At 66.3% G+C, this 25,477-nt stretch carries 24 protein-coding genes and 1 tRNA gene; 7 read left to right on the forward strand and 18 right to left on the reverse strand.

All coding sequences use genetic code 11. The features are described from left to right. Positions 1–9 precede the first annotated feature (9 nt). Both ACZ0AE_RS13555 and ACZ0AE_RS13560 read right to left on the reverse strand, forming a co-directional pair. The gene (locus ACZ0AE_RS13555) at positions 10–351 is read right to left on the reverse strand and encodes a low molecular weight protein tyrosine phosphatase family protein (RefSeq protein ID WP_038687291.1); all 342 of its coding nucleotides are present in this window, start codon (positions 349–351) and stop codon (positions 10–12) included. Further along, positions 348–548, reverse strand: coding sequence for a hypothetical protein (locus ACZ0AE_RS13560; RefSeq protein ID WP_038687289.1), 201 nt, complete (start codon positions 546–548; stop codon positions 348–350). Before ACZ0AE_RS13560 ends, ACZ0AE_RS13555 begins: the two co-directional genes overlap by 4 nt. Before the next feature lie 499 nt (positions 549–1,047). Between ACZ0AE_RS13560 and ACZ0AE_RS13565 the strand changes: the two genes are divergently transcribed. Continuing rightward, positions 1,048–1,944 carry a hypothetical protein gene (locus ACZ0AE_RS13565; protein ID WP_038687285.1) on the forward strand — a complete coding sequence of 299 codons (897 nt, stop codon included), beginning with the start codon at positions 1,048–1,050 and terminating at the stop codon, positions 1,942–1,944. A 173-nt stretch (positions 1,945–2,117) separates the two neighbouring features. On the opposite strand, the gene ACZ0AE_RS13570 is transcribed toward ACZ0AE_RS13565, so the two are convergent. The 9 genes from ACZ0AE_RS13570 to thrS all read right to left on the reverse strand — a co-directional run bounded on the left by ACZ0AE_RS13570 (position 2,118) and on the right by thrS (position 10,130). After that, a tRNA-Pro gene (locus tag ACZ0AE_RS13570) sits at positions 2,118–2,194 on the reverse strand. A 67-nt stretch (positions 2,195–2,261) separates the two neighbouring features. Then, on the reverse strand, positions 2,262–2,618 hold the full coding sequence (locus ACZ0AE_RS13575) for a MerR family transcriptional regulator (RefSeq protein ID WP_038687283.1): 357 nt from the start codon (positions 2,616–2,618) through the stop codon (positions 2,262–2,264). Beyond that, positions 2,599–2,898 (reverse strand): integration host factor subunit alpha, encoded by a 300-nt coding sequence (locus tag ACZ0AE_RS13580; protein WP_005410432.1) that lies wholly within the window; start codon positions 2,896–2,898, stop codon positions 2,599–2,601. Before ACZ0AE_RS13580 ends, ACZ0AE_RS13575 begins: the two co-directional genes overlap by 20 nt. 25 nt (positions 2,899–2,923) lie before the next feature. Then, on the reverse strand, positions 2,924–5,305 hold the full coding sequence (gene pheT / locus ACZ0AE_RS13585) for a phenylalanine--tRNA ligase subunit beta (RefSeq protein WP_463601373.1): 2,382 nt from the start codon (positions 5,303–5,305) through the stop codon (positions 2,924–2,926). 107 nt (positions 5,306–5,412) lie between these two features. After that, complete coding sequence (pheS, locus tag ACZ0AE_RS13590; protein ID WP_038687280.1) at positions 5,413–6,408, reverse strand: phenylalanine--tRNA ligase subunit alpha; 996 nt, start codon at positions 6,406–6,408, stop codon at positions 5,413–5,415. Positions 6,409–6,603: 195 nt separating this feature from the next. Beyond that, positions 6,604–6,963: a 50S ribosomal protein L20 gene (rplT, locus tag ACZ0AE_RS13595; RefSeq protein WP_017355264.1), complete on the reverse strand. Its 360-nt coding sequence runs from the start codon at positions 6,961–6,963 to the stop codon at positions 6,604–6,606. 10 nt (positions 6,964–6,973) lie between these two features. Beyond that, positions 6,974–7,171: a 50S ribosomal protein L35 gene (gene rpmI, locus ACZ0AE_RS13600; protein WP_017355265.1), complete on the reverse strand. Its 198-nt coding sequence runs from the start codon at positions 7,169–7,171 to the stop codon at positions 6,974–6,976. 466 nt (positions 7,172–7,637) lie between these two features. Continuing rightward, positions 7,638–8,177, reverse strand: coding sequence for a translation initiation factor IF-3 (infC, locus tag ACZ0AE_RS13605; protein WP_172407481.1), 540 nt, complete (start codon positions 8,175–8,177; stop codon positions 7,638–7,640). Between the two features lie 48 nt (positions 8,178–8,225). Next, the gene (gene thrS, locus ACZ0AE_RS13610; protein ID WP_038687276.1) at positions 8,226–10,130 is read right to left on the reverse strand and encodes a threonine--tRNA ligase; all 1,905 of its coding nucleotides are present in this window, start codon (positions 10,128–10,130) and stop codon (positions 8,226–8,228) included. Between the two features lie 386 nt (positions 10,131–10,516). Here thrS and ACZ0AE_RS13615 point away from each other — a divergent pair, with 386 nt between their 5' ends. The 4 genes from ACZ0AE_RS13615 (at position 10,517) to ACZ0AE_RS13630 (ending at position 13,903) form a co-directional block, all read left to right on the forward strand. Further along, complete coding sequence (locus tag ACZ0AE_RS13615; RefSeq protein ID WP_463601374.1) at positions 10,517–10,825, forward strand: hypothetical protein; 309 nt, start codon at positions 10,517–10,519, stop codon at positions 10,823–10,825. Beyond that, positions 10,825–11,088: a hypothetical protein gene (locus tag ACZ0AE_RS13620; protein WP_137191699.1), complete on the forward strand. Its 264-nt coding sequence runs from the start codon at positions 10,825–10,827 to the stop codon at positions 11,086–11,088. The genes ACZ0AE_RS13615 and ACZ0AE_RS13620 overlap by 1 nt, the downstream gene beginning before the upstream one ends. A 10-nt stretch (positions 11,089–11,098) precedes the next feature. Beyond that, on the forward strand, positions 11,099–12,685 hold the full coding sequence (locus ACZ0AE_RS13625) for a PepSY-associated TM helix domain-containing protein (RefSeq protein ID WP_463601375.1): 1,587 nt from the start codon (positions 11,099–11,101) through the stop codon (positions 12,683–12,685). A gap of 141 nt (positions 12,686–12,826) precedes the next feature. Beyond that, entirely contained in the window at positions 12,827–13,903 is a 1,077-nt protein-coding gene (locus tag ACZ0AE_RS13630; protein ID WP_463601376.1) for a serine hydrolase domain-containing protein, read from the forward strand. Here ACZ0AE_RS13630 and ACZ0AE_RS13635 read toward each other — a convergent pair. Then, complete coding sequence (locus ACZ0AE_RS13635) at positions 13,872–15,455, reverse strand: tetratricopeptide repeat protein (RefSeq protein WP_463601377.1); 1,584 nt, start codon at positions 15,453–15,455, stop codon at positions 13,872–13,874. The two genes, ACZ0AE_RS13630 and ACZ0AE_RS13635, sit on opposite strands and share 32 nt — an antisense overlap. 142 nt (positions 15,456–15,597) lie before the next feature. Here ACZ0AE_RS13635 and ACZ0AE_RS13640 point away from each other — a divergent pair, with 142 nt between their 5' ends. Next, positions 15,598–15,981, forward strand: a complete 384-nt coding sequence (locus ACZ0AE_RS13640) for a VOC family protein (protein ID WP_463602100.1) — start codon at positions 15,598–15,600, stop codon at positions 15,979–15,981. On the opposite strand, the gene ACZ0AE_RS13645 is transcribed toward ACZ0AE_RS13640, so the two are convergent. Further along, positions 15,978–17,153 carry a glycoside hydrolase family 18 protein gene (locus ACZ0AE_RS13645; RefSeq protein ID WP_463601378.1) on the reverse strand — a complete coding sequence of 392 codons (1,176 nt, stop codon included), beginning with the start codon at positions 17,151–17,153 and terminating at the stop codon, positions 15,978–15,980. The genes ACZ0AE_RS13640 and ACZ0AE_RS13645 overlap by 4 nt on opposite strands. A gap of 254 nt (positions 17,154–17,407) precedes the next feature. On the opposite strand from ACZ0AE_RS13645, the gene ACZ0AE_RS13650 reads away from it, so the two are divergent. Further along, positions 17,408–18,409 carry a tetratricopeptide repeat protein gene (locus ACZ0AE_RS13650; protein ID WP_463601379.1) on the forward strand — a complete coding sequence of 334 codons (1,002 nt, stop codon included), beginning with the start codon at positions 17,408–17,410 and terminating at the stop codon, positions 18,407–18,409. A gap of 147 nt (positions 18,410–18,556) precedes the next feature. Here ACZ0AE_RS13650 and pnp read toward each other — a convergent pair whose 3' ends face one another. The 5 genes from pnp to infB form a co-directional block, all read right to left on the reverse strand. Next, positions 18,557–20,665 carry a polyribonucleotide nucleotidyltransferase gene (gene pnp, locus ACZ0AE_RS13655; protein ID WP_038687262.1) on the reverse strand — a complete coding sequence of 703 codons (2,109 nt, stop codon included), beginning with the start codon at positions 20,663–20,665 and terminating at the stop codon, positions 18,557–18,559. A 150-nt stretch (positions 20,666–20,815) separates the two neighbouring features. Then, positions 20,816–21,076, reverse strand: a complete 261-nt coding sequence (rpsO, locus tag ACZ0AE_RS13660; protein WP_038687260.1) for a 30S ribosomal protein S15 — start codon at positions 21,074–21,076, stop codon at positions 20,816–20,818. Between the two features lie 162 nt (positions 21,077–21,238). Then, positions 21,239–22,162 (reverse strand): tRNA pseudouridine(55) synthase TruB, encoded by a 924-nt coding sequence (gene truB / locus ACZ0AE_RS13665; protein ID WP_447594895.1) that lies wholly within the window; start codon positions 22,160–22,162, stop codon positions 21,239–21,241. A gap of 118 nt (positions 22,163–22,280) precedes the next feature. Then, complete coding sequence (gene rbfA, locus ACZ0AE_RS13670; protein ID WP_038687256.1) at positions 22,281–22,706, reverse strand: 30S ribosome-binding factor RbfA; 426 nt, start codon at positions 22,704–22,706, stop codon at positions 22,281–22,283. A gap of 75 nt (positions 22,707–22,781) precedes the next feature. After that, complete coding sequence (gene infB, locus ACZ0AE_RS13675; RefSeq protein WP_463601380.1) at positions 22,782–25,430, reverse strand: translation initiation factor IF-2; 2,649 nt, start codon at positions 25,428–25,430, stop codon at positions 22,782–22,784. Positions 25,431–25,477 lie beyond the last annotated feature (47 nt).

The raw sequence follows: 25,477 nt of genomic DNA on the forward strand, positions 1-25,477 counted from the left end.
ATCGCCGGCTCAGCGTGTCGCGCTGTCGCCGGCCAGATACCGCGCCACCCGGTCGTCGAGCAACGCCACCAAGGCCGGGTCCATGTAGCGGTAGTCATCGGGAATATCGAGGCAGTGCAGCCGCTTGTAAGCCAGCAGGCGCGCATACGCCGCCTGCAGCCGGTGCTGGTGCTTTGGCTCCATCACGAAGATGACATCGGCCCAGCGGATATCCGCTGGGCCGATGGGTCTGCGTGCATGCGGGCTGGTGCCCGCCGAACGTGCAGTGAATCCCGCACGCGGCTGCCAGACCGCTTCACCGGTAGGGCTGCGCAACTGGTTGCGGCTGCAGACGAACAGCAGGTGGGTCATTGCTGGTCCAGCAACTGGCGCGTGCTGCGGATCGGATAGCTGATGCCCAGCTGGCGGGCACGCATCAGCTTGCACGGGCGGGTATACAGCAGCTTCCAGTTCTTTTCGGGCTTGAACTTCATGACATGCGCAATGCGGTCGCCGCCGCACTTGCGGGCCTGCGAACGGCGCCAGGCGCGGTTTCTTTCCATTTCCATGGTCGTGTTCTCGTGAGTACCGGGTTCAGCAGCCGCGGTAGTACGAGTGGGCCTATGGTAAATGCTGAAACGTGCGATGGCCAATCCTCCCACGCAGCAAGTCGCGACACCGCATCGGCCCCATCGAACCGGTGTCTTTCGCAACCCATTAATGCGAATGAGTCGTGTTACGATTGACGCGCTGTGGAGGTTGCTACCTCCACGGCCATGGATGGCCCAGCCACTTCTGCAGCAACGTGCCCAGACGATGACCAATCGAACCTATATCGAGCTCGTACTTTCGCTATTCGCCTTCATCAGTTTCTGCCTGGCGATGATGGCAACTGGCCCGCAAGTGATCGTATTTGCGGCTGTAACCCTTCTGCTGATGGGGTGGATGCCCTTTCGACCTGGGCCAATGAATCGCGTTACCCGGGCCGTATCGATTGCGCTCAGCATTGCTGCCCTAGCCAGAGTCGTCATTCATTTCCTACCCAACGTGTCCATATAGGAATGAATCGTGTCCCGAACACTCATCAACGTAATCACCGGCGCGTGCCTTTTGCTTGCCGCCACAACTGTCCACGCCCAGGCGGAAATCGCCAGTTTCCCCTGCGAGGGATGTTCGCTGGTGGAAATGCAGGAGGAAGCGAGGCGAGCGATCGATTTCGGCGGCGTCGCAATCTTCAGCGTCTCTACGGGCGAGATCCACAAATTCGTCATTACACCCAATACGAAGATGTACGAAATGCCGGTCGACCAGGCGCTTGAAGACTACTTCGTCGCGTTGGTCGGTTTTTGGCACGCCAATGGCCGCTCACTCGACATGCAGTACTACGTCGACTCGGGGTCGTGGAGCTTTGAGCGCCAGGGCGGCCTGGCCATGCAGGCGCGTCAGGCAGCGCCCGCGCAAGACCCCGGAAAACCCTTGCCTGCAAATGCGTACGAAGGGATTCAAAGCCCCGGCAAGATGAACAATGTCATGGAAAGGCTTGATGCGTCGTTGGCAGCGAAAACCTATGTTGCCTGGATATCGTTCGTCAATGCGGTCAAGACACCCATCCTGACCATGGACGGCGGCCGACCGGTCACCGTGATCAATTTCCCGGACGGCTCGAAGATCCGCGCAACCTACAGCAATGACCTGAAAACGTGGGTGGCCATTCCTGAAAGCGCCCAAGACATGCACGGCAATCCCATTCCATTGAAAAAGGAGGACTTCGCCAAGGACGGACAGCCCACCGTCTACGAGTTCCCCGGCGGCATCGGAAGCGCTGCCTACATGGACTTCAGTCGCTATGCGTTCGACCTGGGCATTCGAACCAGCTTCACCCAAGGCGATATCGAGTTGGTGTGTTCCAACACGTACTTCGCCGAGCATATGCGCTGGGAACTGCTCTGCTCGGGCCGTAGATGATGCAGGCGGCGTATTGACCGCTTTTCCCGGTCATACACAAGGGGCGCGAACGAGATTTCGCGCCCCGTCTTCGTTCATGCCACCGCCCGCGAGCGACCCGGTACCGGCATGCGCACGCACAACGAAAAAGGGCCCGCACATCGCTGTGCAAGCCCTTGATCTGTTACCAACAATGGTCGGGACGGCCGGATTTGAACCGACGACCCTCTGCCCCCCAGGCAGATGCGCTACCAGGCTGCGCTACGCCCCGATGATGCTGGTACTGTCCCCGCCTCTCAGCGGGCCGACGAGTATAACGGTTTTATCAGCGGATTTGTTCAGCGACGAAGCAATTGCAGCACTTCTTCCAGCTCCATCCGCGTCTGCTTGATGATCTGGTTGCTCAGCGTCGATTCGTCGCGGGCGCCGGCACCTTCCAGGCGCAGGCGTGCGCCGCCGATGGTGTAGCCCTGCTCGTAGAGCAGGCCGCGGATCTGGCGCACCATCAGCACGTCGTGGCGCTGGTAGTAGCGACGGTTGCCGCGGCGCTTGGCCGGCTCCAGGCTGGGAAACTCGGTTTCCCAGTAGCGCAGCACGTGCGGTTTGACATCGCAAAGCTCGCTGACTTCACCAATGGTGAAGTAGCGCTTTGCCGGTATCGGCGGAAGTTCGCGGTTACTGCCCGGATCCAGCATATGCCTCTACCCTTTCCTTGAGCTTCTGGCCCGGACGGAAGGTGACCACCGTACGGGCGGAAATCGGAATTTCCTCACCGGTTTTCGGGTTGCGACCCGGGCGCTGGTTCTTGCGCCGCAGGTCGAAGTTACCGAAGCCGGACAGCTTCACCTGACGTCCCTGTTCCAATGCCTCACGCAACACATCGAAGAACGCGTCGACAAATTCCTTGGCTTCGCGCTTGTTCAGACCCACTTCGTCGAACAGCTTTTCGGCCATCTCAGCCTTGGTCAATGCCATTCCTGCTACCCCCCATGCTGCCCGCTCAACCGCGGATCCGGGCGTGGTGTTCACGCTCCATGGCAGAGACAGCCTCAGCCACTACCGACTCCACGTCGCGGTCCGTCAGAGTGCGCGACTTGTCCTGCAAAATCAAGCCCATAGCGAGACTCTTGAAGCCCGGCTCGACCCCCTGGCCGACGTAACGGTCGAACAGGGTCACCTGCCGCAGCAGCGGCCCGACGGCCCGGCGCAGGGTGGCTTCCAGGTCGGCCCAGGCGGCAGCTTCAGGCACCAGGAAGGCCAGGTCGCGGCGCACCGACGGGAAGCGCGACAGCTCGGTGGCACGCGGCAGCTGGCGGGCGGCCAGCGGGGCCAGATCCAGCTCGAAGGCGAACACGTCCACGTCGATGTCCATGGCCTTGGCCAGGCGCGGGTGGATCTGGCCGATCCAGCCCAGGCTGACGCCATCGCGCAGCACCTCGGCCGAGCGCGCCGGGTGGCCGTACGGGCGCTGCGAGGGCTGGAAGGTCAGCACCGCGCCGGAGGCGGCCGCCAGCGATTCCAGGTCACCCTTGAGGTCGTGGAAATCGACCTTGCGGGTGGCCAGGCCCCACTGCTGCGGGTCGGCGTCGCCACACACGGCGGCGGCCACGCGCTGGGTTTCCAGCGGTGCCGGGGTGCCCTCGCCTGCCTGCGGGTGGAAGCTGCGGCCCAGCTCGAACAGGCGCACCCGGCCCAGCTGGCGCGCGGCGTTGCGGCCCAGCGTGGCCACCAGGCCCGGCAGCAGCGACGGGCGCATCACCGCCAGCTCGGCTGACAGCGGGTTGGCCAGCGCCACCACGTCGGCGTGCAGCTGCCACTGGCCCAGCAGGCCGGCATCGACGAAGGCGTAGTTGATGGTTTCCTGCAGGTCGCGCGCCACCAGCTGGCGGCGCACGCTCAGGTCGTCCAGGCGGGTCTCGCTGGGCATGGCGATGCGCGAGGCACCGCCGGGCAGCGTGGTTGGAATCTGCTCGTAGCCGTGGATACGGGCCAGCTCTTCGATCAGGTCTTCTTCGATCGCGATGTCGAAGCGGCGGCTCGGCGCGGTCACCTGCCAGCCGTCGGCGTGGGCGGCCACGTCCATGCCCAGCGCGCGCAGGGTGCGCTCGACGTCGGCATCGGCGATCTGGATGCCGAGCACGCGGGCGATGCGCGCGCGGCGCAGGCCGATGCTGGCGGTCGCCGGCAAGTCGGCCTCACGTACCGCTTCGGTCACCGGCGCGGGGGTGCCGCCGGCCAGGTCCAGCACCAGGCGGGTGGCGTACTCGATCGCGGTGCGCGGCAGGGCCGGGTCCACGCCGCGCTCGAAGCGGTGGCCGGCGTCGGTGTGCAGGCCCAGCTTGCGGCCACGGCCCATGATCGCGGCGGGCGCGAAATGCGCGGCCTCCAGGAACACGGCGGTGGTGTCGTCGGTGACGCGGGTGTCAAAGCCGCCCATCAGGCCGGCCAGCGCGATTGGGCGATCGGCGTCAGTGATGAGCAGGAAGCTGTCGTCCAGCGCGGCATCGCGGCCATCGAGCAGCTTCAGCGCTTCGCCGGCGCGCGAGCGACGCACGCCGATGCTGCCCTGCAGGGTGCCCAGGTCGAAGGCGTGCATCGGCTGGCCCAATTCCAGCATCACGTACTGGGTGATGTCCACCAGCAGCGACACCGGCCGCACGCCGCTGCGGCGCAGGCGCTCGGCCATCCACAGCGGGGTGGCAGCACGTGCGTTGATGCCTTCGATGACACGGCCCACGTAGCGCGGCGCTTCGGCACCGGCCGCCAGGTCGATCGTCAATTCGCGGGTACCCACCGCCGCAACCGGGGCTGCGTCGAACGGCACCACTTCGCTGGCGCATGCAGCGGCCACGTCGAAGGCGATGCCGCGGATGCTGAAGCAGTCGGCGCGGTTGGGGGTCAGCTTGATCTCGATGCTGGCATCGGGCAGCCCCAGGTACTCCACCAGGGTCTGGCCGACCGGCGCGTCATCGGGCAGCTCGAACAGACCGGACGCGTCGCTGTCCAGGCCCAGCTCCTTGGCCGAACACAGCATGCCGTTGGAGTCCACGCCGCGCAGCTTGGCCGGCTTGATCTTCAGCTCGCCGATCTGCGCACCGATCATCGCCAGCGGCGCAACCAGGCCCGGGCGCGCGTTCGGCGCGCCGCACACGATCTGCAGGTGCTCGCCCTGCCCGGCATCGACCTGGCAGATCTGCAGGCGGTCGGCTTCGGGATGGCGCTCGGCCGACACGATGCGCGCCACCACCACGTGGTCCAGGCCCACGCCGAGCGCGGTGACCTCTTCCACTTCCAGGCCGATGGCGGTCAGCACCGCGCCGAGTTCGTCGCGCGAGACCGAGGTGGGAACGTGGCTGCGCAGCCAGTTTTCAGAGAATTTCATGGTGTCACCCTGGTGGGCCCGGCGCATGCGCCTGGGCCGTGATGAATGGTGGTGCGTTGGGCGTTGTTGGATAGCCGGGCAGAGCCCGGCTCTACGCTGTACCGGCGTTACGCGAACTGCTTCAGGAACCGCACGTCGTTTTCAAAGAACGCGCGCAGGTCGTTGACGCCGTAGCGCAGCATCGCAAAGCGCTCCACGCCCATACCGAAGGCAAAGCCGGTGTAGCGTTCCGGATCGATGCCCACGTTGCGCAGCACGTTCGGGTGGACCATGCCGCAGCCGAGCACTTCCAGCCAGCGGGTGCTGCCGTCGGGCTGCTGCCAGGCGATGTCCACTTCCGCGCCGGGTTCGACGAAGGGGAAGTAGCTGGGACGGAAGCGCATCTCGAAATCGCGCTCGAAGAACGCGCGCACGAACTCGGACAAGGTGCCCTTGAGGTCGGCGAAGGTCGAATGCTCGTCCACCAGCAGGCCTTCAACCTGGTGGAACATCGGCGAATGGGTCTGGTCGCTGTCGCTGCGGTAGACCTTGCCGGCCGCGATCATGCGCAGCGGCGGCGCGTGGTCGCCCATGTAGCGCACCTGCACCCCGGAGGTATGCGTGCGCAGCAGGCGGCCGTCGCCGAAATAGAAGGTGTCGTGCATTGCACGCGCCGGGTGGTGCGGCGGGAAGTTCAGCGCTTCGAAGTTGTGCCAGTCGTCTTCGATTTCCGGGCCTTCGGACACTTCATACCCGAGCCGGCCGAAGATCTCGGTGATGCGCTCCAGGGTACGGGTGACCGGATGCAGGCCGGCGCGATCGGCGCGACGTCCCGGCAGGGTGATGTCGATGGATTCGGCGGCCAGGCGCGCGTCCAGCGCAGCGTCTTCCAGCACGGCCTTGCGTTCGGCCAGCGCGCTGGTGAGCGCGTCGCGGGAACGATTGATGGCTTCACCGGCGGCCTTGCGCTCGTCGGCCGGCAATGCGCCAAGCTGCTTGAGCTGGGCGGTAATACTGCCGTTCTTGCCGAGCAGTGCCACGCGCAGGGCTTCCAGCGCATCGGGGCTGCTGGCAGCGGCCACGTCGGCCAGGGCCTGGGTGGTCAGGGATTGGATGTCACTCATGGATAGCCGGAGCCTCGCGTCGGTATGCCATCGCGATACGCGCCGGGCCGACCCCCGTCGCCACCGCTGTCGATCGGGGGCACCGGGAGGGCCACCGCCAACACAAAAAAGAATGGGGAAGGACTTGCGCCCTTCCCCATGCATTTGCCTTACCCACCACCGCTGCGCGACTGCGGCAACGGCGGGGGAATGGACTTATGCCGCCAGCGCGCCCTTGGCCTTTTCGGCCAGTGCAGCAAAACCGGCTGCGTCGTGCACGGCGATGTCAGCCAGAACCTTACGGTCCAGGGTGATGCCGGACTTGAGCAGGCCATTCATGAAACGGCTGTAGCTCAGGCCGTTGATGCGGGCAGCCGCGTTGATGCGGGTGATCCACAGCGAACGGAAATTACGCTTCTTCTGCTTACGACCGATGTAGGCGTACTGCTGTGCCTTGATCACGGCCTGCTTGGCAACGCGGAAGACCTTGCGGCGAGCGTTGTAGTAACCCTTCGCAAGGGTCAGAATTTTCTTGTGGCGGCGACGCGCCTGTACGCCACGCTTTACTCGTGCCATGGGTCAGTCCTCAGAGGTAGGGAAGCATACGGTTCAAACGGCCTGCGTCTTCTGCACGAACATGGTTCGTCTGACGCAGATTGCGCTTCCGCTTGGTCGACTTCTTCGTGAGGATGTGGCTACGGTTGGCATGGCCAGCCTTGAACTTGCCGGAGGCGGTCTTGCGGAAACGCTTGGCCGCCGCCCGGTTGGTTTTGATCTTGGGCATTGCAATGTCCTTGATGATGTTTTGTCACTGACCAGGGCGGTGGCTTGCGCCACACTTTCCGTCCATGCCCTTGCCTGCTTGTAAGCCCGGGATCCCCGATGGGAACCAGGCCGGTCCTGTTGCCGTTGAAACAGCATGCCCGTTGCCGGGCCTGAAACCGTTCAAAACAGCGCCCCGCAAAACGGGGCCGCCCATTATGCCCGTGAACACGGGAGGTTGCAAACTGTTGATTGGGCGAATGTTTACCGCGGGGCGGCCGAACCTGAACGGAACGGCCGCGAGGGCCGGCGTCATGCCAGGCCGCACACGCGGGAAACGGCAGAAGGCGCCGGTGGGCGCCCGCTGTGTGGTGCGCGAAGCAGGGAAGCCGAGCAACGCTCGGTGCAGCCGACCAACGGTCGGCTCTGCCCCTCGCCACGGTGGGGTGTGCAGCCGACCAACGGTCGGCTCTACCCCCGGTGGGCGGTTACTTCTTCTTCGGCGCGATCATCATCACCATCTGCCGGCCTTCAAGGCGCGGACGGGACTCGATCACGATGTCCTCACCCAGATCACCCTCGATCCGGTTGGCCATTTCGCGACCCAGTTCCTGATGGCTCATTTCACGGCCACGGAAGCGGATGTTGACCTTGATCTTGTCGCCCTCTTCCAGGAAACCGCGCATCTTGCGCAGCTTGATCTGGTAGTCGCCTTCATCGGTGACCGGACGGAACTTCACTTCCTTGATCTCGACCTGCTTGGTCTTCTTCTTGGCCTCGTTGGCCTTCTTCTGCGCTTCGAACTTGAACTTGCCGAAGTCCATGATCTTGCACACCGGCGGATCAGCCTGCGGCTGAATCTCGACCAGGTCCAGACCTTCGTCTTCGGCCATCGACAGCGCTTCGTCACGCGTCAACACGCCAATCATTTCTCCGTCGCTGCCGATCACGCGTACGCGCGGCACCCGGATTTCCTGATTCTTGCGGTTCTGTTTGTTGTCAGGGGTACTGATATTGCAATCTCCCAGAGGAATCAAACCGGCCCCTGGCGGATCATCCGCAGGGCCGGGACTTTCTTACACGGACTGTTCTGCCTGCAACCGCTCGATGAAGGCCTGGACGGACATGCTGCCCAGATCTTCGCCAGAGCGCGTACGCACGGCCACGGCGCCATTTTCCTTCTCACGGTCGCCAACCACCAGCAGGTACGGGACCCGCTGCAGCGTATGCTCGCGAATCTTATAACCGATCTTCTCGTTGCGCAAATCGGCGTTTACCCGGAAGCCTTGATCTGCAAGGGTTTTCCGGACTTCGCTCACGTATTCAGCCTGGGCATCGGTGATATTGGCCACCACCACCTGGGTCGGGGCCAGCCAGGACGGGAAGGACCCGGCGTGGTGCTCGATCAGGATGCCGATGAAACGCTCCATCGAGCCGACGATGGCCCGGTGCAGCATGACCGGGTGCTTCTTCTGGCTGTTTTCGTCCACGTACTCGGCGCCAAGGCGGCCGGGCATCATGAAATCGACCTGCATGGTGCCCAGCTGCCAGGTCCGGCCGATGGCGTCCTTGAGGTGGTATTCGATCTTCGGGCCGTAGAAGGCGCCCTCGCCCGGCAGCTCCTGCCATTCCACGCCACAGTTGCCCAGCGCCGAGCGCAGTGCGGCTTCGGCCTTGTCCCAGGTGGCATCGTCGCCCAGGCGCTTTTCCGGGCGCAGCGCGATCTTGATCTGGATGTCCTCGAAACCGAAGGTCGTGTACACCGCCAGCGCCTGCTGGTGGAAGGCGGTCACTTCGGCCTCGATCTGCGATTCGGTGCAGAACACGTGGCCATCGTCCTGGGTGAAACCGCGCACGCGCAGGATGCCGTGCAGCGCGCCGGACGGCTCGTTGCGGTGGCACGAACCGAACTCACCGTAGCGGATCGGCAGGTCGCGGTAGCTGTGCAGGCCCTGGTTGAACACCTGGATGTGGCCCGGGCAGTTCATCGGCTTGACCGCGTAGGTGCGCTTCTCCGACTCGGTGAAGAACATGTTCTCCTGGTAGTTGTCCCAGTGGCCCGACTTCTGCCACAGCGACACGTCCAGGATCTGCGGGCAACGCACTTCGCCGTAGCCGCTGTCGCGGTACACGCGGCGCATGTGCTGCTCCACCACCTGCCACAGCGCCCAGCCCTTGGGGTGCCAGAACACCAGGCCCGGGGCCTCTTCCTGCAGGTGGAACAGCTCCTGCTGCTTGCCGATGCGGCGGTGGTCGCGCATTTCGGCTTCTTCGATGCGCTTGATGTAGGCCTCAAGCTGCTTCTTGTCGGCCCAGGCGGTGCCGTAGATGCGCTGCAGCTGCTCGTTCTTGGCATCGCCGCGCCAGTAGGCACCGGAAATACGGGTCAGCTTGAAGGCCTTCAGGAAGCGCGTATTGGGCACGTGCGGGCCGCGGCACATGTCCACGTATTCCTGGTGGTAATACATGCCCATGGCCTGGATCTCCGGGGACATGTCCTCGATCAGGCGCAGCTTGTAGTCCTCGCCACGCGCCTTGAAGATCTCGATGACCTCCGCACGCGGGGTGACCTTCTTGACCACATCGTAGTCCTGGGCAATCAGCTCGCCCATGCGCTTTTCGATGGCGGCCATGTCGTCCGGGGTGAACGGACGCTCGGAGTAGATGTCGTAATAGAAGCCTTCGGCGATGACCGGGCCGATCACCATCTTGACGTCCGGGTACAGCTGCTTGACCGCATGGCCGACCAGATGCGCGGCGGAGTGGCGGATGATCTCTACGCCCTCCTCGTCCTTGGCGGTGATGATGCGCAGGGTCGCGTCGCGATCGATCACGTCGCTGGCATCGACCAGCACACCGTCGACCGAACCGGCGATGGTGGCCTTGGCCAAGCCGGCGCCGATCGACTGGGCGACGTCCATGACACTGACGGGGTTTTCGAACTCACGGCGGCTGCCGTCGGGAAGCGTGATCGCGATCATGACTGGGCTTTTTCTGGTGGGCCCGCAACGCAGGCCGGGGAATCGGAGGTGGAACAGAGGCAACGGCGACACGCCGCTCGGCCATAAAAAAAGCGCCACGAAGGCGCCTGCAAGGGGCCGTCGGGAGCATTCAGCGGTGGGCGATGGTAGTGCTCATGTCGCACGCTGGACCGGCGCTGGGCGCGGGCCACCTTGTTGCCTGGATGGATACCCTGCCGATCTTAAACCAAAGCGCGGATTTTTGCGCCCGCACGGCCCGGGCATGCGCCTGAACGCGCGGCTGTGGCAGACCAAAAGAGCAATGATTACCATGCGCAGCGGGCCGTGCGACAAGCGGCCCTGCCTTTCCCCCAAGGATCCACCATGGCCTCCGCTGCCCGTCCAACGTGCGTCCCGTGCTGAGCGGCACCACGCTTGCCCTGCTGTACTGCAGCGTCGCTGGCGCAGCGTCTGCGTTCTCGGCGCTGGCCTTCTATGCCGCCTCCCCGCACTGCCGCTGGCCGCGGCTGCGCCGTGCCGGGCGGTTGGGTCGGCAGATCGGGCTGGTGGCCGCCGCCACCTCGCTGTGGCTGTGGATGGGCCAGCTGGGTCTGGCCACCGGCCTGTGCGTGACCCTGGCCGGGTGGATGCTGACCGCCCTGATCCTGCCCTACCTGGCCGCCTGGACGCGTCCCGAGCGTGAGGCGCGGCCCTGATGTGGGCGCGTGCGCTGGCCGGGCTGGTCGCCGGGTTCTTCGTGGCCGCCGCGTGCGCCGGGCTGGTGGCGTGGCTGCCGCCAGGCCCGTGGCAGAGCGCCATCGTGCCTAGCCTGATCACCTTCATCCCGTTCTGGATGCTGGCCGCGCTGTGGGCCTTCGCGTTCCGCAGCGGCGTGCGTGCCTGGGCCGGGTTGGGCATCAGTGCAGTAGCCGGCTTTGCGCTGTTGTGGCTGCTGCGCGCCGCCGATCTGGTGCAGTAAAGGAACCTCGATGAAATTCAGTTCGCTCACCCTGCGCACCTTCACCACACTGCATACCTGGGTTGGCCTGGTGGCCGGCTTTGCGCTGTTTGTGGCGTTCTATGCCGGCGCGATCACCGTGTTCCACCATGACCTGCCGCTGTGGCAATCGCCGCAGGCGATGACCCAGCCCGCGCAGACCCTGGACGACGCGCAGCGCCTGCTGGACGGCGTGCTGGCCCGGCACCCCGAAGCCCGCCAGCACCTGGGCATGACCTTCCCCGGTGCCGAGACGCCGCAATCGGTGGCCTATTGGCAGGACGCGAAGGGCACCTGGCTGTTCGCCTGGGCCGATCAATACGATGGCAGCCCTACCCCGCCCCAGGCCGGGCTGGCCGAGCTGGTCAACGAACTGCACTACACCCTGGGCCTTCCAGTGGCCGGCATCTACCTGATGGGCGTGGTCAGCCTGCTGTATGGGCTGGCGCTGCTGTCCGGGCTGGTGATCCACCTGCCCAAGCTGGCCGGCGACCTGTTCGCGCTGCGCCCGGGCCGCAACCTCAAGCAGATGTGGCAGGACGCGCACAACGTGATCGGCGTTCTCAGCCTGCCCTTCCACCTGCTGTTTGCGGTGACCGGCGCGCTGCTGTGCCTGGTGTTCCTGCAGATGGCCGCGCTCAACCCGCTGATCTACGACGGCAAGCTGCTGGCCGCGCTGCCAGCGGCGATGGATACCGCGCCGATCCGCGCCGCCAGCGGCGAGCCGGTCCGGGCCGGCAGCCTGGCCATGCTGCATGCCCGTGCGATCGCCGTGGCCAACGACCAGGGCCAGGCGCGTTTCGAACCGGCGTACCTGAAGCTGGCCAACGCCGGCGATGCCAACGCAGTGATCGAGATCACCGGCGACGGCGGGGTGTCGTTGGGTCCGTTGGGCGCCGTGGCGCTGGACGCCAATACCGGCGACATTCTGCACACCCAGTTGCCGGGCCGGCGCGACGCCAACCACGCCACGCTGGCGACCGCGTATGCCCTGCATTTCGGCGAGTTCGGCAACGGTCTGGTGCCTTGGCTGTATTTCGCGCTGGGCCTGGGCGGTGCCTTCCTGTTCTATTCGGGCAACCTGCTGTGGATCGAGTCGCGGCGCAAGCGCCGGCAGCAGGCCCAGGGCCGTGCCCAGATCAACATGGCGCGCGCCACGGTCGGGGTGTGCATCGGCCTGTGCGTGGCCATCTCGGCCGCCTTCGTCGGTGTGCAGCTGCTGGAACACCTGGCCCCCGCACATGCCGACGCCGGCATGCGCTGGATCTGTTTCCTGGTCTGGGGCGGCTGCGCCCTGTGGGCGGCGCTGCGCGCGCCGTGGCAGGCCGCACGCGAGCTGCTGTGGGCCGCGGCAATCGTCACCGCGCTGATCCCGCTGGTGCATGGGGCGATGAGCGGGCTGTGGCTGTGGACCAGCGCGCAGCGCGGCTACTGGCCGCTGTTCTGGGTGGATGGGGTTGCGCTGGCCATGGCCATCGGGTTCGCCGCGATGGCGCGCGCCAGCAGCCGTCGCGCGATCCACGGCGAGCCGAACAGCGTGTGGGCGCGACCGCAGCGCCTGGCCACGCCCGCGCCGTGACTGCCGACGCGGCGCTCCGCGCGCCGTGCCCTCGCCCACCGGCGCCCTTGTGCGGGCGGGCTTTCAGAAACCTTCAGGCGTTCTTCCAGCACTTCAGTCGCGTCCATGGCGTAGTCAGGCTCCCCTTCGAGGAGCCTGACCATGCACACCCGTTCACCCCGTTTCACCGCCCTGATCCTGTTCTGGCTCGCCTGCCTGCCACTGGCGGCCCGGGCGGCGCCACCGACACCGGATCCGGCCAAGCTGGCCGCCCTGGAAGCGGCCATCGCCGCCGAAGACATCAAGCAGGTCACCAGCGTGCTGCTGATGGTGGACGGACAGATTGTCTACGAGCACTACTTCAACGGGGCCAGCGCCGACACGCTGCATGATGTGCGCTCGGCCAGCAAAAGCGTCACCGCGATGCTGGTCGGCGCGGCCATCGGCGATGGCCACCTGCCGGGAGTGAAGGCGCGGGTCTACGACTACTTCCCCGAATTCACCGCCACCCATCCGGTCGATCCGCGCCTGCGTGCGACCACGATCGAAGACCTGCTGACCATGAGCAGCCTGTGGGAGTGCGACGACGAGAACGCGTTCTCGGCCGGCAACGAAGAACGCATGTACGTCACCGAGCGCTGGCTGGACTTCGCCCTGACGTTGCCGGTGAAGGGCTTCGCCCCGTGGATGACGCGCCCGCAGGACAGCCCGCATGGGCGTTCCCACGCCTACTGCACGGCCAATTCGTTCGTGCTGGGCGCCGTGCTGGAACGCGCCACGAAGATGCCGCTGGCCGACTATGCCGCCCAGGCGCTGGAGCGTCCGCTGGGGATCACCGCCAGCCGGTGGAACCGTTCGCCGGAAGGCATCGGCATGGGCGGCGGCGGCACCCGCTACCGCAGCCGGGACCTGGCGCGCCTGGGCGCGCTGGTGCTGGCCGGTGGGCGCTGGCAGGGCAAGGCGCTGATCCCGGCTGACTACGTGGCGGCGATGGTCAGCGCACAGGCCAGCACCGGCGATGGCAGCGACTACGGGTACCAGTGGTGGGGCCTGAAACTGCCCGTGCAGGGGCGCGAAACGACGTTGTGGGCGATGTCCGGCAACGGCGGCAACTACGTGTTCGTGATCCCGGACAGGAAGCTGGTGGCGGTGATCACCAGCAATGCCTACAACCGCAGCTACGCCCACCCGCAGTCGCGCCGCATCCTCACCGGGTTCCTGCTGCCCGCGCTGGACTGAGCCCATCCAGCTCGCCTGGCCGCCACGCGGCGGCCAGGACCTGCGCGCGCTGCGCAGCGACATCCGCGTCGATCCGGGCCAACAGCCGCGACCACCCGGGCGCCGCGCGCAGCGGGGCGAACAGCGGCGTTGCACGCAGCCAGGCGGCATCGCGGAAGCCAGCGTCCACCGCACGTTGCAGGTCAGCCACGGCGGCTGCCGTATCGCCCTGGGCCTGATGCAGCAGGGCGCGCTCAATGGCCATGTCCGACCAGCCATCCCCGGTCTCGCCCGCCTGCGCCTGCAGCTGCGCGGCGATCCACGCCGACGTGGGCGGCGCGGTGCCGTGCAGGCCGACCAGGGTCTGCCCCATCGACTGCTGCGGACGCAGCGCCCGGCCGCGCTCGAAGGCCTGCGCCGCGCCGGTGGCGTCGCTCTGCAGGAGCAGCATCTCGCCCTGCAGGCGGAACAACTGTGGATGCGGCGTACCGCGCGCAAGCGCCTCCTGCAGCGCCGTCCGTGCCCGGCCCGCATCACCCCTGAGCAGCAGGCTGCGCGGCCAGGCGATGTTGGCGAACACGTTGTCGGGGAACAGCTGGAAGTTGCGTTCGTGGCGACGTGCAGCGGCATCGGTGAAGCCGAGCAGTTCCAGCTCGCGCGCCACCTGCACCTCGCGGAAACGGACCCGTTCGGGCGCGCGCAGCGACAGGTTGGCCTGCAGTGCCTGCGCAAGGTGGCCCTGTTCCTGCTGCAGGTACGCCAGCGAGGCGCGCGTGCGCTCATCGTCCGGGTCGCGCTGCAACGCCCGCTGGTAATCGGCGATTGCGCGCGGCATCGACCCTAGGCAGTCATGCGCGTACCCGCGTGCAGCGAACGCGGCGGCATCGTCCGGTGCGGCGCGCAGCACCCGGTCCGCTTCGAGCACGGCCTGCTGCGCACGCTCGGCGGGACCATTGAACAGGCAGGTATCGGCTGCCAGCGCACGTGCCAGCCCGCGTCGTGCGGCAGGCAGGTCCGGATCGACCTGCAGCGCCTGCCGGTACAGCGCGATGGCGCGCGCGTTGTTGCTGGCCTGGCCGATGCCGGCGTAGTGGTCGGCACGCTGCAGCAGCGGGTCGGCCGGGGAGCGCGGCGCGGCGGCGGGCCAGGCCACGACGGCCACGGCCGCGGCGACCACCACCGCACTGGCGGCAACGGCGGATGCGCGCCATCCCCAGCGCCGCGTCAGGGGCGGTGCCTGGTCTGCGGGTGCGGCCTGCGCGACTGGCTGCACTGGCGCGCAGAGCTGGTAGCCACGGCCGCGGACCGAGCGCACATAGCGCGGGCTGCGGCTGTCATCGCCCAAGGCCTGCCGCAGCAGCTTCACCCGCTGGCTGATCGCATCTTCGCCGACCACCGCCGGGGCCCACACCTGCGCGGCCAGGGTATCGAAGCTCACCACGTTGGTACCGTGCGCCAGCAGGCAATCGAGCAGCCGCCAACTCAGTCCGCTGACCGGCAGAACGGCATCGCCGCGCCGCACCTGTTGCATGGCGCGATCGATGTCCAGGTCCAGCAGGCGCACGGTCTCCATGCAGCCAAGCATAGGGCACGGCGCAACTGCCCCGCAGGTGCCGTTGGTCTCCCGCCCTGCAGCCCGCCCTCGCTCACCGTGCATTGCCGGCAGCAGGGGTAACGTGCCGGTTTCCCCGCCGTGCCGCACTGCCATGACCGACCTGCATATCGACCGCCTCGACCACCTCGTACTCACCGTGGCCGACATCGACACCGCCTGCGATTTCTACCGGCGCGTGCTGGGCATGCAGGTAGAGACCTTCGGCGCCGGGCGCACCGCGCTGCGCTTCGGGCTGCAGAAGATCAACCTGCATGCTGCGGGACGCGAGTTCGAGCCCAAGGCGCTGCGCCCCACGCCCGGCTCGGCGGACCTGTGCCTGATCACCTATGCCGGCATGGACGAGATCCTGGCCCACCTGCAAGCGCAGCAGGTGGACGTGGAAGACGGCCCGGTGCAGCGCACGGGCGCCACCGGGCCGATCCTGTCGGTGTACTTCCGCGATCCGGATGGCAACCTGATCGAGGTGTCGCACTACCTGGACTAAGGCAGGAACGGCGCAGCCATCGCCTGCAGCAGGCTGCCCTGTGCGTCGTCGCCGGTCAGCTCCCAGGTGAACACCCCGCGCAGCGCGGCGGATTTGGCGAACGCGGCGCGCAACCCGATCGAGGTCGGGTCTTCATAGCTGATGAAGATCCGTTCGGTCGGGTTGTACAGCCACGGGCTCTGCGCCACCGGATGCCAGTGCCGCTGCCAGCCGGGCGCGTCCAGGAATTCGCTGCGGATGCGTCGCCAGTCACCGGCATCGAACGGGCCGCTGTAAGGCTGGTACAAGCCATCGTTGCCGCCCGCGGTGACGCGGAAACCGCGCCCGTAGAACGGCACGCCCAGCACCAGTTTGCTGGCCGGTACGCCGTGCTGCTGGTAGTAGGCCACGGCGCCTTCCACGTTGTTCCACCGGCGCTGCGCCGGGTCCAACGGATCGTCGGCTACCTCACGCAGCGGCGCGTTGAAGGTGGACACGGCCGAGAAGCCGGTGCCCATGTCGTAGCTCATCAGGTTGATGAAATCGAGCGTCTGGCCCAGTTCCTTCAGCGCATAGCTGCGCGCCGGATCGTAGGGGCCGTCGGTCTGCACGCGCCCGGCCGGCAGCGCGGCGGTAAGCAGCAGGTGGCGCTTGTCGGCCGTGCCGGCCGCGTCCAGCTGGCGGCGGAATTCGCGCACCAGCAGTGTCATGTTGCGCCGATCCTGCGGGCGGTCGGTGATCTCCAGCGGTCCGCCGTACACCGGGAATTCCCAGTCGATGTCCACGCCGTCGAAACTGCCGCGGTGCGTGTCGAAGAACAGCGCAACGCAGGACGCAACAAACCGCGCGCGGCTGTCGGCCGTCAACGCCGCGTCGGAGAAGCCGCCCGCGTTCCAGCCGCCGATCGATATCAGCGTATGCAGCGTCGGATGCGCACGCTTGAGCGCGGCCAGCGCCTTGAAATGCGCGTCCGCCTGCGGCCCGACCACGCACCGGCCCGCGTCGATGGTGGCGAATGCGTAGAACAGATGGGTGAGCGTGTCGGCGGGGATGTCCGCGACCGGATAGCGTTCGGCCGAGCCACCCGGGTAATACGCCCCGATCACCTTGGACGGTGGTTCGGCGGCGGAAGCGGCGAGCGATAGCGCCGCGGCGGCACAGGCGGCAAGGACGGCAAGGCGCTGGCGGAACATGCAGACTCCATGGGGTCGGTGGCCGGGCCACGTTAGCAAATGCACATGCGGGCGACGACGGTAATACAGGCGTTTTTGCGCTATGTCCGGCACATTCGTCCAGCGGACAACACCGCCCCGCCGGCATGCGCCAACGCCGTGTCGCGCACGGTCGATCGCGGCAACGGGCAAGGTCCGCGGATGTCCTGTCGCGCCACTGCGGCCTGCCCGTGCGACAGGCGACGGTGCGCCTGGATTCGGCCTATCCTGCGCACATGACCAACACTTCCGATCCACGCGACACCGCACCGGACACCGCCGCATGGGACGCGCTGGAAGCGCGCGCCTACGATGCCTTCGACCACGGCCAGCTGAAGCAGGCCAGTGCGTTGTTCGGCGAACTGGCCACGCTGGCCCCCGAGGTGCCGTACCTGCATTACATGCGCGGCCTTGCCCACAAGTACCTGCGCGACTGGCCCGCCTCGCTGCAGCATTCCCTGCGCGCGCAGGCGCTGCAGGCGTCGGCCGACGACGCCAGTGCCTGGAATGCCGGCATCGCCGCGACCGCCCTGGGCGACTGGGCAGAAGCACGTCGGCAGTGGACGCGGTGCGGCATCGGCATTCCCGAGGGCGACGGTCCGATCGAACACGATTTCGGCCTGGTCAGCATCCGCCTCAATCCCTGGGGCAATGGTGAAACCGTGTTTGCACGCCGCATCGATGTGGTACGCGCGCGGTTGTTGAATGTGCCCCTGCCGGAAACCGGCCACCGTCTGTTCGATATCGTGCTGCACGACGGTGCCAAGACCGGCGAGCGCGCCCTGGATGACGGCACGGTGCCTGTGTTCAACGCCCTGCAGATCCTGCAGCGCTCGGATCACCGCACCTTCGTGGCGTTCATCCGCTGCCCGTCGGCCGACGACCTGGACGAGCTGCAGCAGGCCGAACTGCCCGGCATCGGCTACGTGGAAGACTGGACCGCGTCGATTGTGACGCTGTGCCTGCGGTGCAGCTATGGCGTCGGCCACCGCCGCGGCGATGCGGCCGACACCGATCACGATGAAGGCGGCGCCAGCAACGATGACTGGCAGGTCGAACGCAACCTGGGCATCGGTGCGCAGGGCAAGGCGGCCGTGGAGCGGCTGCTGGCCAATTGGGTGGCCGCGGGGCCGGGGCGCAGCGTCGACGCGATTGAAAGCCCGCCGTGCGTGGAAAGCGCACCGGAAGAAGGCGCGGTGTGGTGGCGGGGCGCTGGCGACGATGAGGACGAGGCGTAAGCGCGTGGCTGGATAGCGTTGTCGGCCGGGTTACGGAACGACAGACACAAAAAAGCGGGCCGAAGCCCGCTTTTTTGTTGTTCGAACGCGTGAGGCGCAGGGGTGAGGACCAACGGTCCCCACCTGCCGCGCCACCGGCCCGGCCGATTACTCGGCGACGGCGCCTTCGCCTTCTTCGACGGCCTTCATCGACAGGCGGATACGGCCCTGCTTGTCGACTTCCAGCACCTTGACCTTGACCACATCGCCTTCCTTCAGCACGTCGCCGACCTTCTCGACGCGGTCGCTGGAGATCTGCGACACGTGCACCAGGCCGTCCTTGCCCGGCAGGATGGTGACGAACGCACCGAAGTCCATGATCTTGGCGACCTTGCCTTCGTAGATGCGGCCCGGCTCGACGTCCGAGGTGATCTGCTCGATGCGGGCCTTGGCAGCCTGCGCAGCGATGGCATTGACCGATGCGATGACGATGGTGCCGTCATCCTGGATGTCGATCTGGGTGCCGGTTTCCTTGGTGATGGCCTGGATGGTCGAACCACCCTTGCCGATCACTTCGCGGATCTTGTCCGGGTGGATCTTGATGGTCAGCAGGCGCGGCGCGTAGTCCGACAGCTCCTGGCGCGGGGCGGTCAGGCCGTGGGCCATTTCACCCAGGATGTGCAGACGGCCAGCCTTGGCCTGCTGCAGTGCCTGCTTCATGATCTCTTCGGTGATGCCTTCGATCTTGATGTCCATCTGCAGGGCGGAGATGCCCTCAGCGGTACCGGCCACCTTGAAGTCCATGTCGCCCAGGTGATCTTCGTCACCCAGGATGTCGGACAGGACGACGAAGCGCTCGCCTTCCTTGACCAGACCCATGGCGATACCGGCCACCGGCGACTTGACCGGCACGCCGGCGTCCATCAGGGCCAGCGAGGAACCGCAGACCGAGGCCATCGACGAGGAGCCGTTCGACTCGGTGATTTCCGACACGACGCGGATCGTGTACGGGAAGGATTCCAGCGACGGCATCACTGCCAGCACGCCGCGCTTGGCGAGGCGGCCGTGGCCGATTTCGCGACGCTTCGGGCCCATCATGCGGCCGGTCTCACCCACCGAGTAGGGGGGGAAGTTGTAATGGAACAGGAAGTTGTCCTTGTACTCACCGGACACGGCGTCGATCACCTGACCGTCGCGGGCGGTGCCCAGCGTGATGGTCACGATGGCCTGCGTTTCACCGCGGGTGAACAGCGACGAACCATGGGTACGCGGCAGGATGCCGGTCTTCACGGCGATCGGGCGGACGGTGTCCAGCGCACGGCCGTCGATGCGGACCTTGGTGTCCAGCACCGAGTTGCGCATGGTGCTGTATTCCAGCTCGCCGAATTCCTTCGACAGCTCGGCCGGGTTCCAGCCTTCAGCGGCCACACGGCCAGCCAGCGACTCGACCACGTCCTTCTTGATCGCCGAGATGGCGTCGCGACGCTGCAGCTTGTCGCGCACCTGGAAGGCTTCGCCCAGACGCGGGCCGATGGCTTCCTGCAGGGCGCTGATCAGCACCTCGTTCTTGGCCGGGGCCACCCAGGTCGACGGCTTGGTGCCGGCTTCCACGGTCAGCTCGTTGATCGCGTTGATGACCTTCTGCATTTCGCGGTGACCGAAGGTCACGGCGCCCAGCATCACGTCTTCGGACAGCAGCGCGGCTTCGGATTCCACCATCAGCACGGCGTTGGCGGTACCGGCGACAACCAGTTCCAGCTCCGAATCCTTCAGTTCGGTCACGGTCGGGTTGAGGATGTACTCACCGTTCTTGTAACCCACCTTGGCAGCGGCGATCGGACCCTTGAACGGGGTGCCGGCCAGCGACAGTGCAGCCGAGGCGCCGATCAGCGCGGCGATGTCGCCGTCGATGTCCGGGTTCAGCGACATCACCGTAGCGATGATCTGAACTTCGTTCTTGTAGTCTTCCGGGAACAGCGGGCGGATCGGGCGATCGATCAGGCGCGAAATCAGCGTCTCTTTTTCGGTCGCGCGGCCTTCGCGCTTGAAGAAGCCACCCGGGATACGGCCACCGGCGTAGAACTTCTCCTGGTAGTCACAGGTCAGGGGGAAGAAGTCCTGGCCCTCACGCGCGCTCTTGGCAGCTACGGCGGAGACCAGCAGCACGGTGTCGTCGAACTTGACGATGACGGCGCCACCGGCCTGGCGGGCGATTTCGCCGGTCTCAAGCGTGACGGTGTGCTTGCCGTACTGGAAGGTTTTGGTGATTTTTGCCACGGGGGATGTCCTTGGGATGATGCTTTCTTCGAATGGACCGCGGGCGACCCTTGCCGCCGACGGGTGACCGGTTGTCCGGCCCAGGCGTTTGATGCGGTACTACCAAAACAAAACCGCGGCGCATTCCTGCGCCGCGGTTGGGATTCCTGCTTAGCGACGCAGGCCGAGCTTTTCGATCAGGGCCTTGTAACGCGGAGCGTCTTTCTTCTTCAGGTAGTCGAGCAGGCTGCGGCGGCGGTTGACCATCTGCAGCAGACCGCGGCGGCTGTGGTGATCCTTCTTGTGGGTCTTGAAGTGGCCGGTCAGCAGTTCGATGCGGGCGGTCAGCAGGGCGACCTGGACTTCCGGGGAGCCGGTGTCGGCGGCGCTGCGCTTGTTGTCTTCAATGACTTTCTGGGTGTCGATCGACATATCTGTTTTCTCTTGGATGCGTGGCCCGCAGAAACGTCCCATTGACGTACCGCGCGACTCGCCGTTAACGAAAGGATGAACCCGCAGAACGCGGGAAGCCTGAAAAGGCCGCGAAATTGTAACGGGCGCAGCCCTCCGGGACAAGGACCGGCTGCGCCGGGGTCAGCCCTGCCCGGCCAGGTTGAAGCGCCGCTGCGGTGCCAGCCGCCCGTTCTCGTCGACCTGGCCAAGGCCCTGGATGGCCTCGTCCGGGCCGTATACCACCACCGTGCCCTGCGCCCAGGCCGGGTCGCGCAGGCGCTGGCCCACGCAGAACCGCGGGGTCTGTTCAGCATCCAGGGTGACCCGCGGATAGTGCGCCAGGCCGGCGTCCAGCGGCAGCAGCAGCGCATCGATGGCCGCTTCGTCCCCCTGCTCCACCAGGGTCCGCAGCGTGTCCAGGGACACCATCGGCGCGTCGCGGAAGGGGTCCACCCACAGCCGGCGCAGGCCGGCGATGTGTGCCCCACAGCCCAGGGTTTCCCCGAGGTCGCGGGCCAGGCTGCGGATATAGGTGCCTGAACCGCAGGTCACGCGCAGCCGCAGCCGGGTCGGTTGCTGCTCCAGCACCTCGATGGCGTGTACCTCCACCTGGCGCTCCGGCGCCTCGATGACCTCGCCGCGGCGCGCTTTCAGGTACAGCGGTTCGCCGCCCTGCTTGAGCGCCGAGTAGATCGGCGCACGCTGCAGGATGCGCCCCTTCAACGGGGCCAGCGCGGCCGCCAGCGCGTCGGCGCTGATCGGCGGCACCGGCCGTTCGCGCAGCACCGCGCCATCGGCGTCGTCGGTGTCGGTGGTCTGGCCCAGCACCACCTCGGCGTCGTAGGCCTTGGCCGAGCCCAGCAGCAGGCCGGCAATCTTGGTGGCCTCGCCGAAGCACAGCGGCAGCAGGCCGGTGGCCAGCGGATCCAGGCTGCCGGTATGGCCGCCCTTCTCGGCGCGGTACAGGCGCCGCGCGATCTGCAGCGCAGCGTTGGAGCTCATGCCGCCCGGCTTGTCGAGCAGCAGGATGCCGTCCAGGCGACGGAATGTGATTCGGGATGCCATGTCGTGGTTTCAATCGGCGCCATGTGGCGCTGCCGGCAGTCCCGGCGGTCGGCGGCGCGGTCGTTGTCGACCCGGGCACCGCCCCATAAGACAACAGCCCTTGCGGGCTGTTGGTCCATCAATCAGATTTCTTGTCGCTTTCGTCCGCGTCGCCATCCCCGGCGTCGTCCTCGGGCTGTCGGCTCTTCTCAGCCGCCAGCGTATCGGGGAGGTCACGCAGGATGTTGTCGATGCGCTCGCCGCGATCCACCGAATCATCGTAGTGGAAGTGCAGCTCGGGCACGTGACGCAGCTTCATGGCACGCGCGAGCTCCATCCGCAGCTCCCAGGCCAGTTCCTTCAGGCCCTTCATGGCTTCTACCGAACGTTCGGGCATCAGCGCGGTGACGAAGATCTTGGCATGGGCCATGTCACGGGTGATTTCCACGTCGGAGACGCTCACCGAAGGCAGGCCGTGTACACGCACGGCGTTGTGCACGAGCGTCCCCAGTTCGCGGCGGATCTGGGCGGAAACACGGTCGGTTCGATGGAAGGTCTTTGGCACGGTAGGCGGACTCGTCTTGAAGGGTGATGCGTAAGCGAAAAAGCCGGACCGCGCGAAGCGGTCCGGCCTGGAACATTACAGGGTGCGCGGCACTTCGATACGCTCGAAGCACTCGATCTGGTCACCCGGCTTGACGTCGTTGTAAGCCTTCACGCCGATACCGCATTCGGTGCCGTTGCGAACTTCGTCGACGTTTTCCTTGAAGCGACGCAGCGATTCCAGCTCGCCTTCGAACACGACAACGCTGTCGCGCAGGACGCGGATCGGCTTGCTGCGCTTGACCGTGCCTTCGATGATCATGCAGCCAGCGACTGCACCGAACTTCGAGCTGCGGAACACATCGCGGACCTGGGCGATACCGATGATCTCTTCGCGGATTTCCACGCCGAGCAGACCGGACGCCACCTGCTTCACCTGATCGATCACGTCATAGATGATCGAGAAGTAACGCAGGTCAACGCCGTTGGATTCAATGATGCGACGGGCCGAAGCATCCGCACGCACGTTGAAGCCGATCACGGTGGCCTTGGAGGCAACCGCCGAATTGGCGTCCGACTCGGTGATGCCGCCCACGCCGGAGTGGATCACGTTGATGCGGATGTCGTCGTTGGACAGCGCGACCAGTGCCTGGCTCAGTGCCTGCACCGAACCCTGCACGTCGGCCTTGATCACCAGGTTCAGCACCTGCTGGCCATCGCCCTTGCCCAGGGTTGCCATGATGTCTTCCATGCGGCTGCCGGCCGACTGCACCAGGCGCGATTCACGGCGCTTGGTTTCGCGCTGCTGCGCGACGTCCTTGGCCAGACGCTCGTCTTCGACCACGACGAAATCATCGCCGGCATCCGGCACGCCGGACAGACCCAGCACCTGCACCGGAATCGACGGGCCCGCCTGGTCAGGCTGCTTGCCGGTTTCGTCAAACAGGGCGCGCACACGGCCGTACTGGATACCGCAGACCAGGTAGTCGCCCTTCTTCAGCGAACCCTGCTGCACCAGCACGGTCGCGATCGGACCGCGGCCCTTGTCCAGCGAGGACTCGATGACCACACCGCTGGCGCGGCCATCGGGCACGGCCTTCAGTTCGAGCAGTTCGGCCTGGACCGAAATCGCGTCGAGCAGGTCGTCGATGCCCAGGCCAGCCTTGGCCGAGATTTCGACCATCTGGATGTCGCCACCGAAGTCTTCGGACACGACCTGCTCGGTGAGCAGCTCGTTCTTGACGCGCATCGGGTCGGCACCGGCCTTGTCGATCTTGTTGATCGCCACGATCAGCGGCACACCGGCAGAACGCGCATGCTGGATGGCTTCCTTGGTCTGCGGCATCACGCCGTCGTCGGCCGCCACCACCAGCACCACGATGTCGGTCAGCTTGGCACCGCGGGCACGCATGGACGTAAACGCCGCGTGGCCCGGGGTATCCAGGAAGCTGATCACGCCCTTCGGCGTTTCAACGTGGTACGCACCGATGTGCTGGGTGATGCCACCGGCTTCGCCCGTGGCGACCTTGGTGCGGCGGATGTAATCCAGCAGCGAGGTCTTGCCGTGGTCGACGTGGCCCATGATGGTGACCACCGGCGGACGTGCCGCCGGCTCGCCCTGGTTGCCACCGGCCAGCGCCAGCAGCGCGTCTTCGGCGTCGTTGGTGTTGGCACGGATCACGTTGTGGCCGAGTTCTTCGGTCACCAGCGCAGCGGTGTCGTGGTCGATGGTCTGGGTGATGGTCGCCATGACGCCCATCTTGAACAGCGCCTTCACCACGTCGCCGCCCTTCAGGGCCAGCTTCTGGGCCAGATCGGCCACGGTGACGGTGTCGCCGATGGTGACGTCACGCACGATCGGAGCGACCGGACGTTCGAAACCATGGGCACCGCCGCCGCTGCGCGACTGGTTGCTGTCACGACGGCCGCCGTGCTGGGTACGCCCGGTCGGGCGACCACGCGAGTTGCTGTTGTTGCCGCGACGGGCACGATCGGCAGCCGACAGGTGCAGCTGACCGGCGAAGCGGTTGCCACCCTCGTCGTCACGCTTGGCGCCCGGACGGTTGTTGTTGTTGTTGTTCGAGTTGCGGTCATCCGAACGCGGAGCCGGACGCGCAGCCGACGGCGACGACGGGCGCGCGGCGCGGGCCGGTGCATCGGCAGCAGCGGCCGGCTTGGCAGCCGCCGGCGCCGGTGCAGGCGGTGCGTTCTTGGCCGCTTCAGCAGCGGCTTCGGCGGCCTTGCGCTCGGCTTCGGCGCGCTCCTTGGCGTCGATTTCTTCCTGACGCTTGCGGGCGATTTCCTCGTCGCGTGCACGGTCCTTTTCGGCCAGTGCGCGCTGCTCGTCCAGATTGCGCTGGCGGGATTCCTCCAGCTTGCGCAGGATGTCGGCGCGCTCTTCATCCGCCGTCATCGGCTTGCCGCTGGCGTCCTTCATGTAGGTGCGCTTCTGGCGCACTTCCACGTTGACAGTGGTCTTGCTGCGGCCGGCGCTGACGGTCACTTCCTGCAACTTGCGACGGTTGAGGGTGATCTTCTTGGCGGCGTCGTCGGTGCTCTCGACGGGCTGCTCGGTCTTGCCGTGCGAACGACGAAGGAAGCCCAGGAGCTTCACCTTCTCGGTGCTGGTCACGACCTGGTCGGGACCGCTGAACTTCATGCCGGCTTCGGCAAGTTGTACAAGCAGTTTATCGACCGGGGTGTTGACCAGTTCGGCAAGCTTGCGGATGGTGGTTTGCTGCGACATTCGGATCCTATGATCTGGTTGGCGCTCCCTCGAAACGTGCGAAGGCA

It is taken from the genome of Stenotrophomonas sp. AC248, assembly GCF_979258185.1.

What these genes read in the sequence shown, in the direction of transcription:
- ACZ0AE_RS13645 (WP_463601378.1), bottom strand. Translation starts at nt 17,153, where the DNA reads ATGTTCCGCCAGCGCCTTGCCGTCCTTGCCGCCTGTGCCGCCGCGGCG.
- infB (WP_463601380.1), bottom strand. Translation starts at nt 25,430, where the DNA reads ATGTCGCAGCAAACCACCATCCGCAAGCTTGCCGAACTGGTCAACACC.
- pheT (WP_463601373.1), bottom strand. Translation starts at nt 5,305, where the DNA reads ATGAAATTCTCTGAAAACTGGCTGCGCAGCCACGTTCCCACCTCGGTC.
- truB (WP_447594895.1), bottom strand. Translation starts at nt 22,162, where the DNA reads ATGGCATCCCGAATCACATTCCGTCGCCTGGACGGCATCCTGCTGCTC.
- pheS (WP_038687280.1), bottom strand. Translation starts at nt 6,408, where the DNA reads ATGAGTGACATCCAATCCCTGACCACCCAGGCCCTGGCCGACGTGGCC.
- ACZ0AE_RS13625 (WP_463601375.1), top strand. Translation starts at nt 11,099, where the DNA reads ATGAAATTCAGTTCGCTCACCCTGCGCACCTTCACCACACTGCATACC.
- ACZ0AE_RS13630 (WP_463601376.1), top strand. Translation starts at nt 12,827, where the DNA reads ATGCACACCCGTTCACCCCGTTTCACCGCCCTGATCCTGTTCTGGCTC.
- ACZ0AE_RS13555 (WP_038687291.1), bottom strand. Translation starts at nt 351, where the DNA reads ATGACCCACCTGCTGTTCGTCTGCAGCCGCAACCAGTTGCGCAGCCCT.
- rpsO (WP_038687260.1), bottom strand. Translation starts at nt 21,076, where the DNA reads ATGTCGATCGACACCCAGAAAGTCATTGAAGACAACAAGCGCAGCGCC.
- rplT (WP_017355264.1), bottom strand. Translation starts at nt 6,963, where the DNA reads ATGGCACGAGTAAAGCGTGGCGTACAGGCGCGTCGCCGCCACAAGAAA.
- ACZ0AE_RS13560 (WP_038687289.1), bottom strand. Translation starts at nt 548, where the DNA reads ATGGAAATGGAAAGAAACCGCGCCTGGCGCCGTTCGCAGGCCCGCAAG.
- rpmI (WP_017355265.1), bottom strand. Translation starts at nt 7,171, where the DNA reads ATGCCCAAGATCAAAACCAACCGGGCGGCGGCCAAGCGTTTCCGCAAG.
- ACZ0AE_RS13620 (WP_137191699.1), top strand. Translation starts at nt 10,825, where the DNA reads ATGTGGGCGCGTGCGCTGGCCGGGCTGGTCGCCGGGTTCTTCGTGGCC.
- ACZ0AE_RS13650 (WP_463601379.1), top strand. Translation starts at nt 17,408, where the DNA reads ATGACCAACACTTCCGATCCACGCGACACCGCACCGGACACCGCCGCA.
- thrS (WP_038687276.1), bottom strand. Translation starts at nt 10,130, where the DNA reads ATGATCGCGATCACGCTTCCCGACGGCAGCCGCCGTGAGTTCGAAAAC.
- ACZ0AE_RS13575 (WP_038687283.1), bottom strand. Translation starts at nt 2,618, where the DNA reads ATGCTGGATCCGGGCAGTAACCGCGAACTTCCGCCGATACCGGCAAAG.
- ACZ0AE_RS13635 (WP_463601377.1), bottom strand. Translation starts at nt 15,455, where the DNA reads ATGGAGACCGTGCGCCTGCTGGACCTGGACATCGATCGCGCCATGCAA.
- ACZ0AE_RS13580 (WP_005410432.1), bottom strand. Translation starts at nt 2,898, where the DNA reads ATGGCATTGACCAAGGCTGAGATGGCCGAAAAGCTGTTCGACGAAGTG.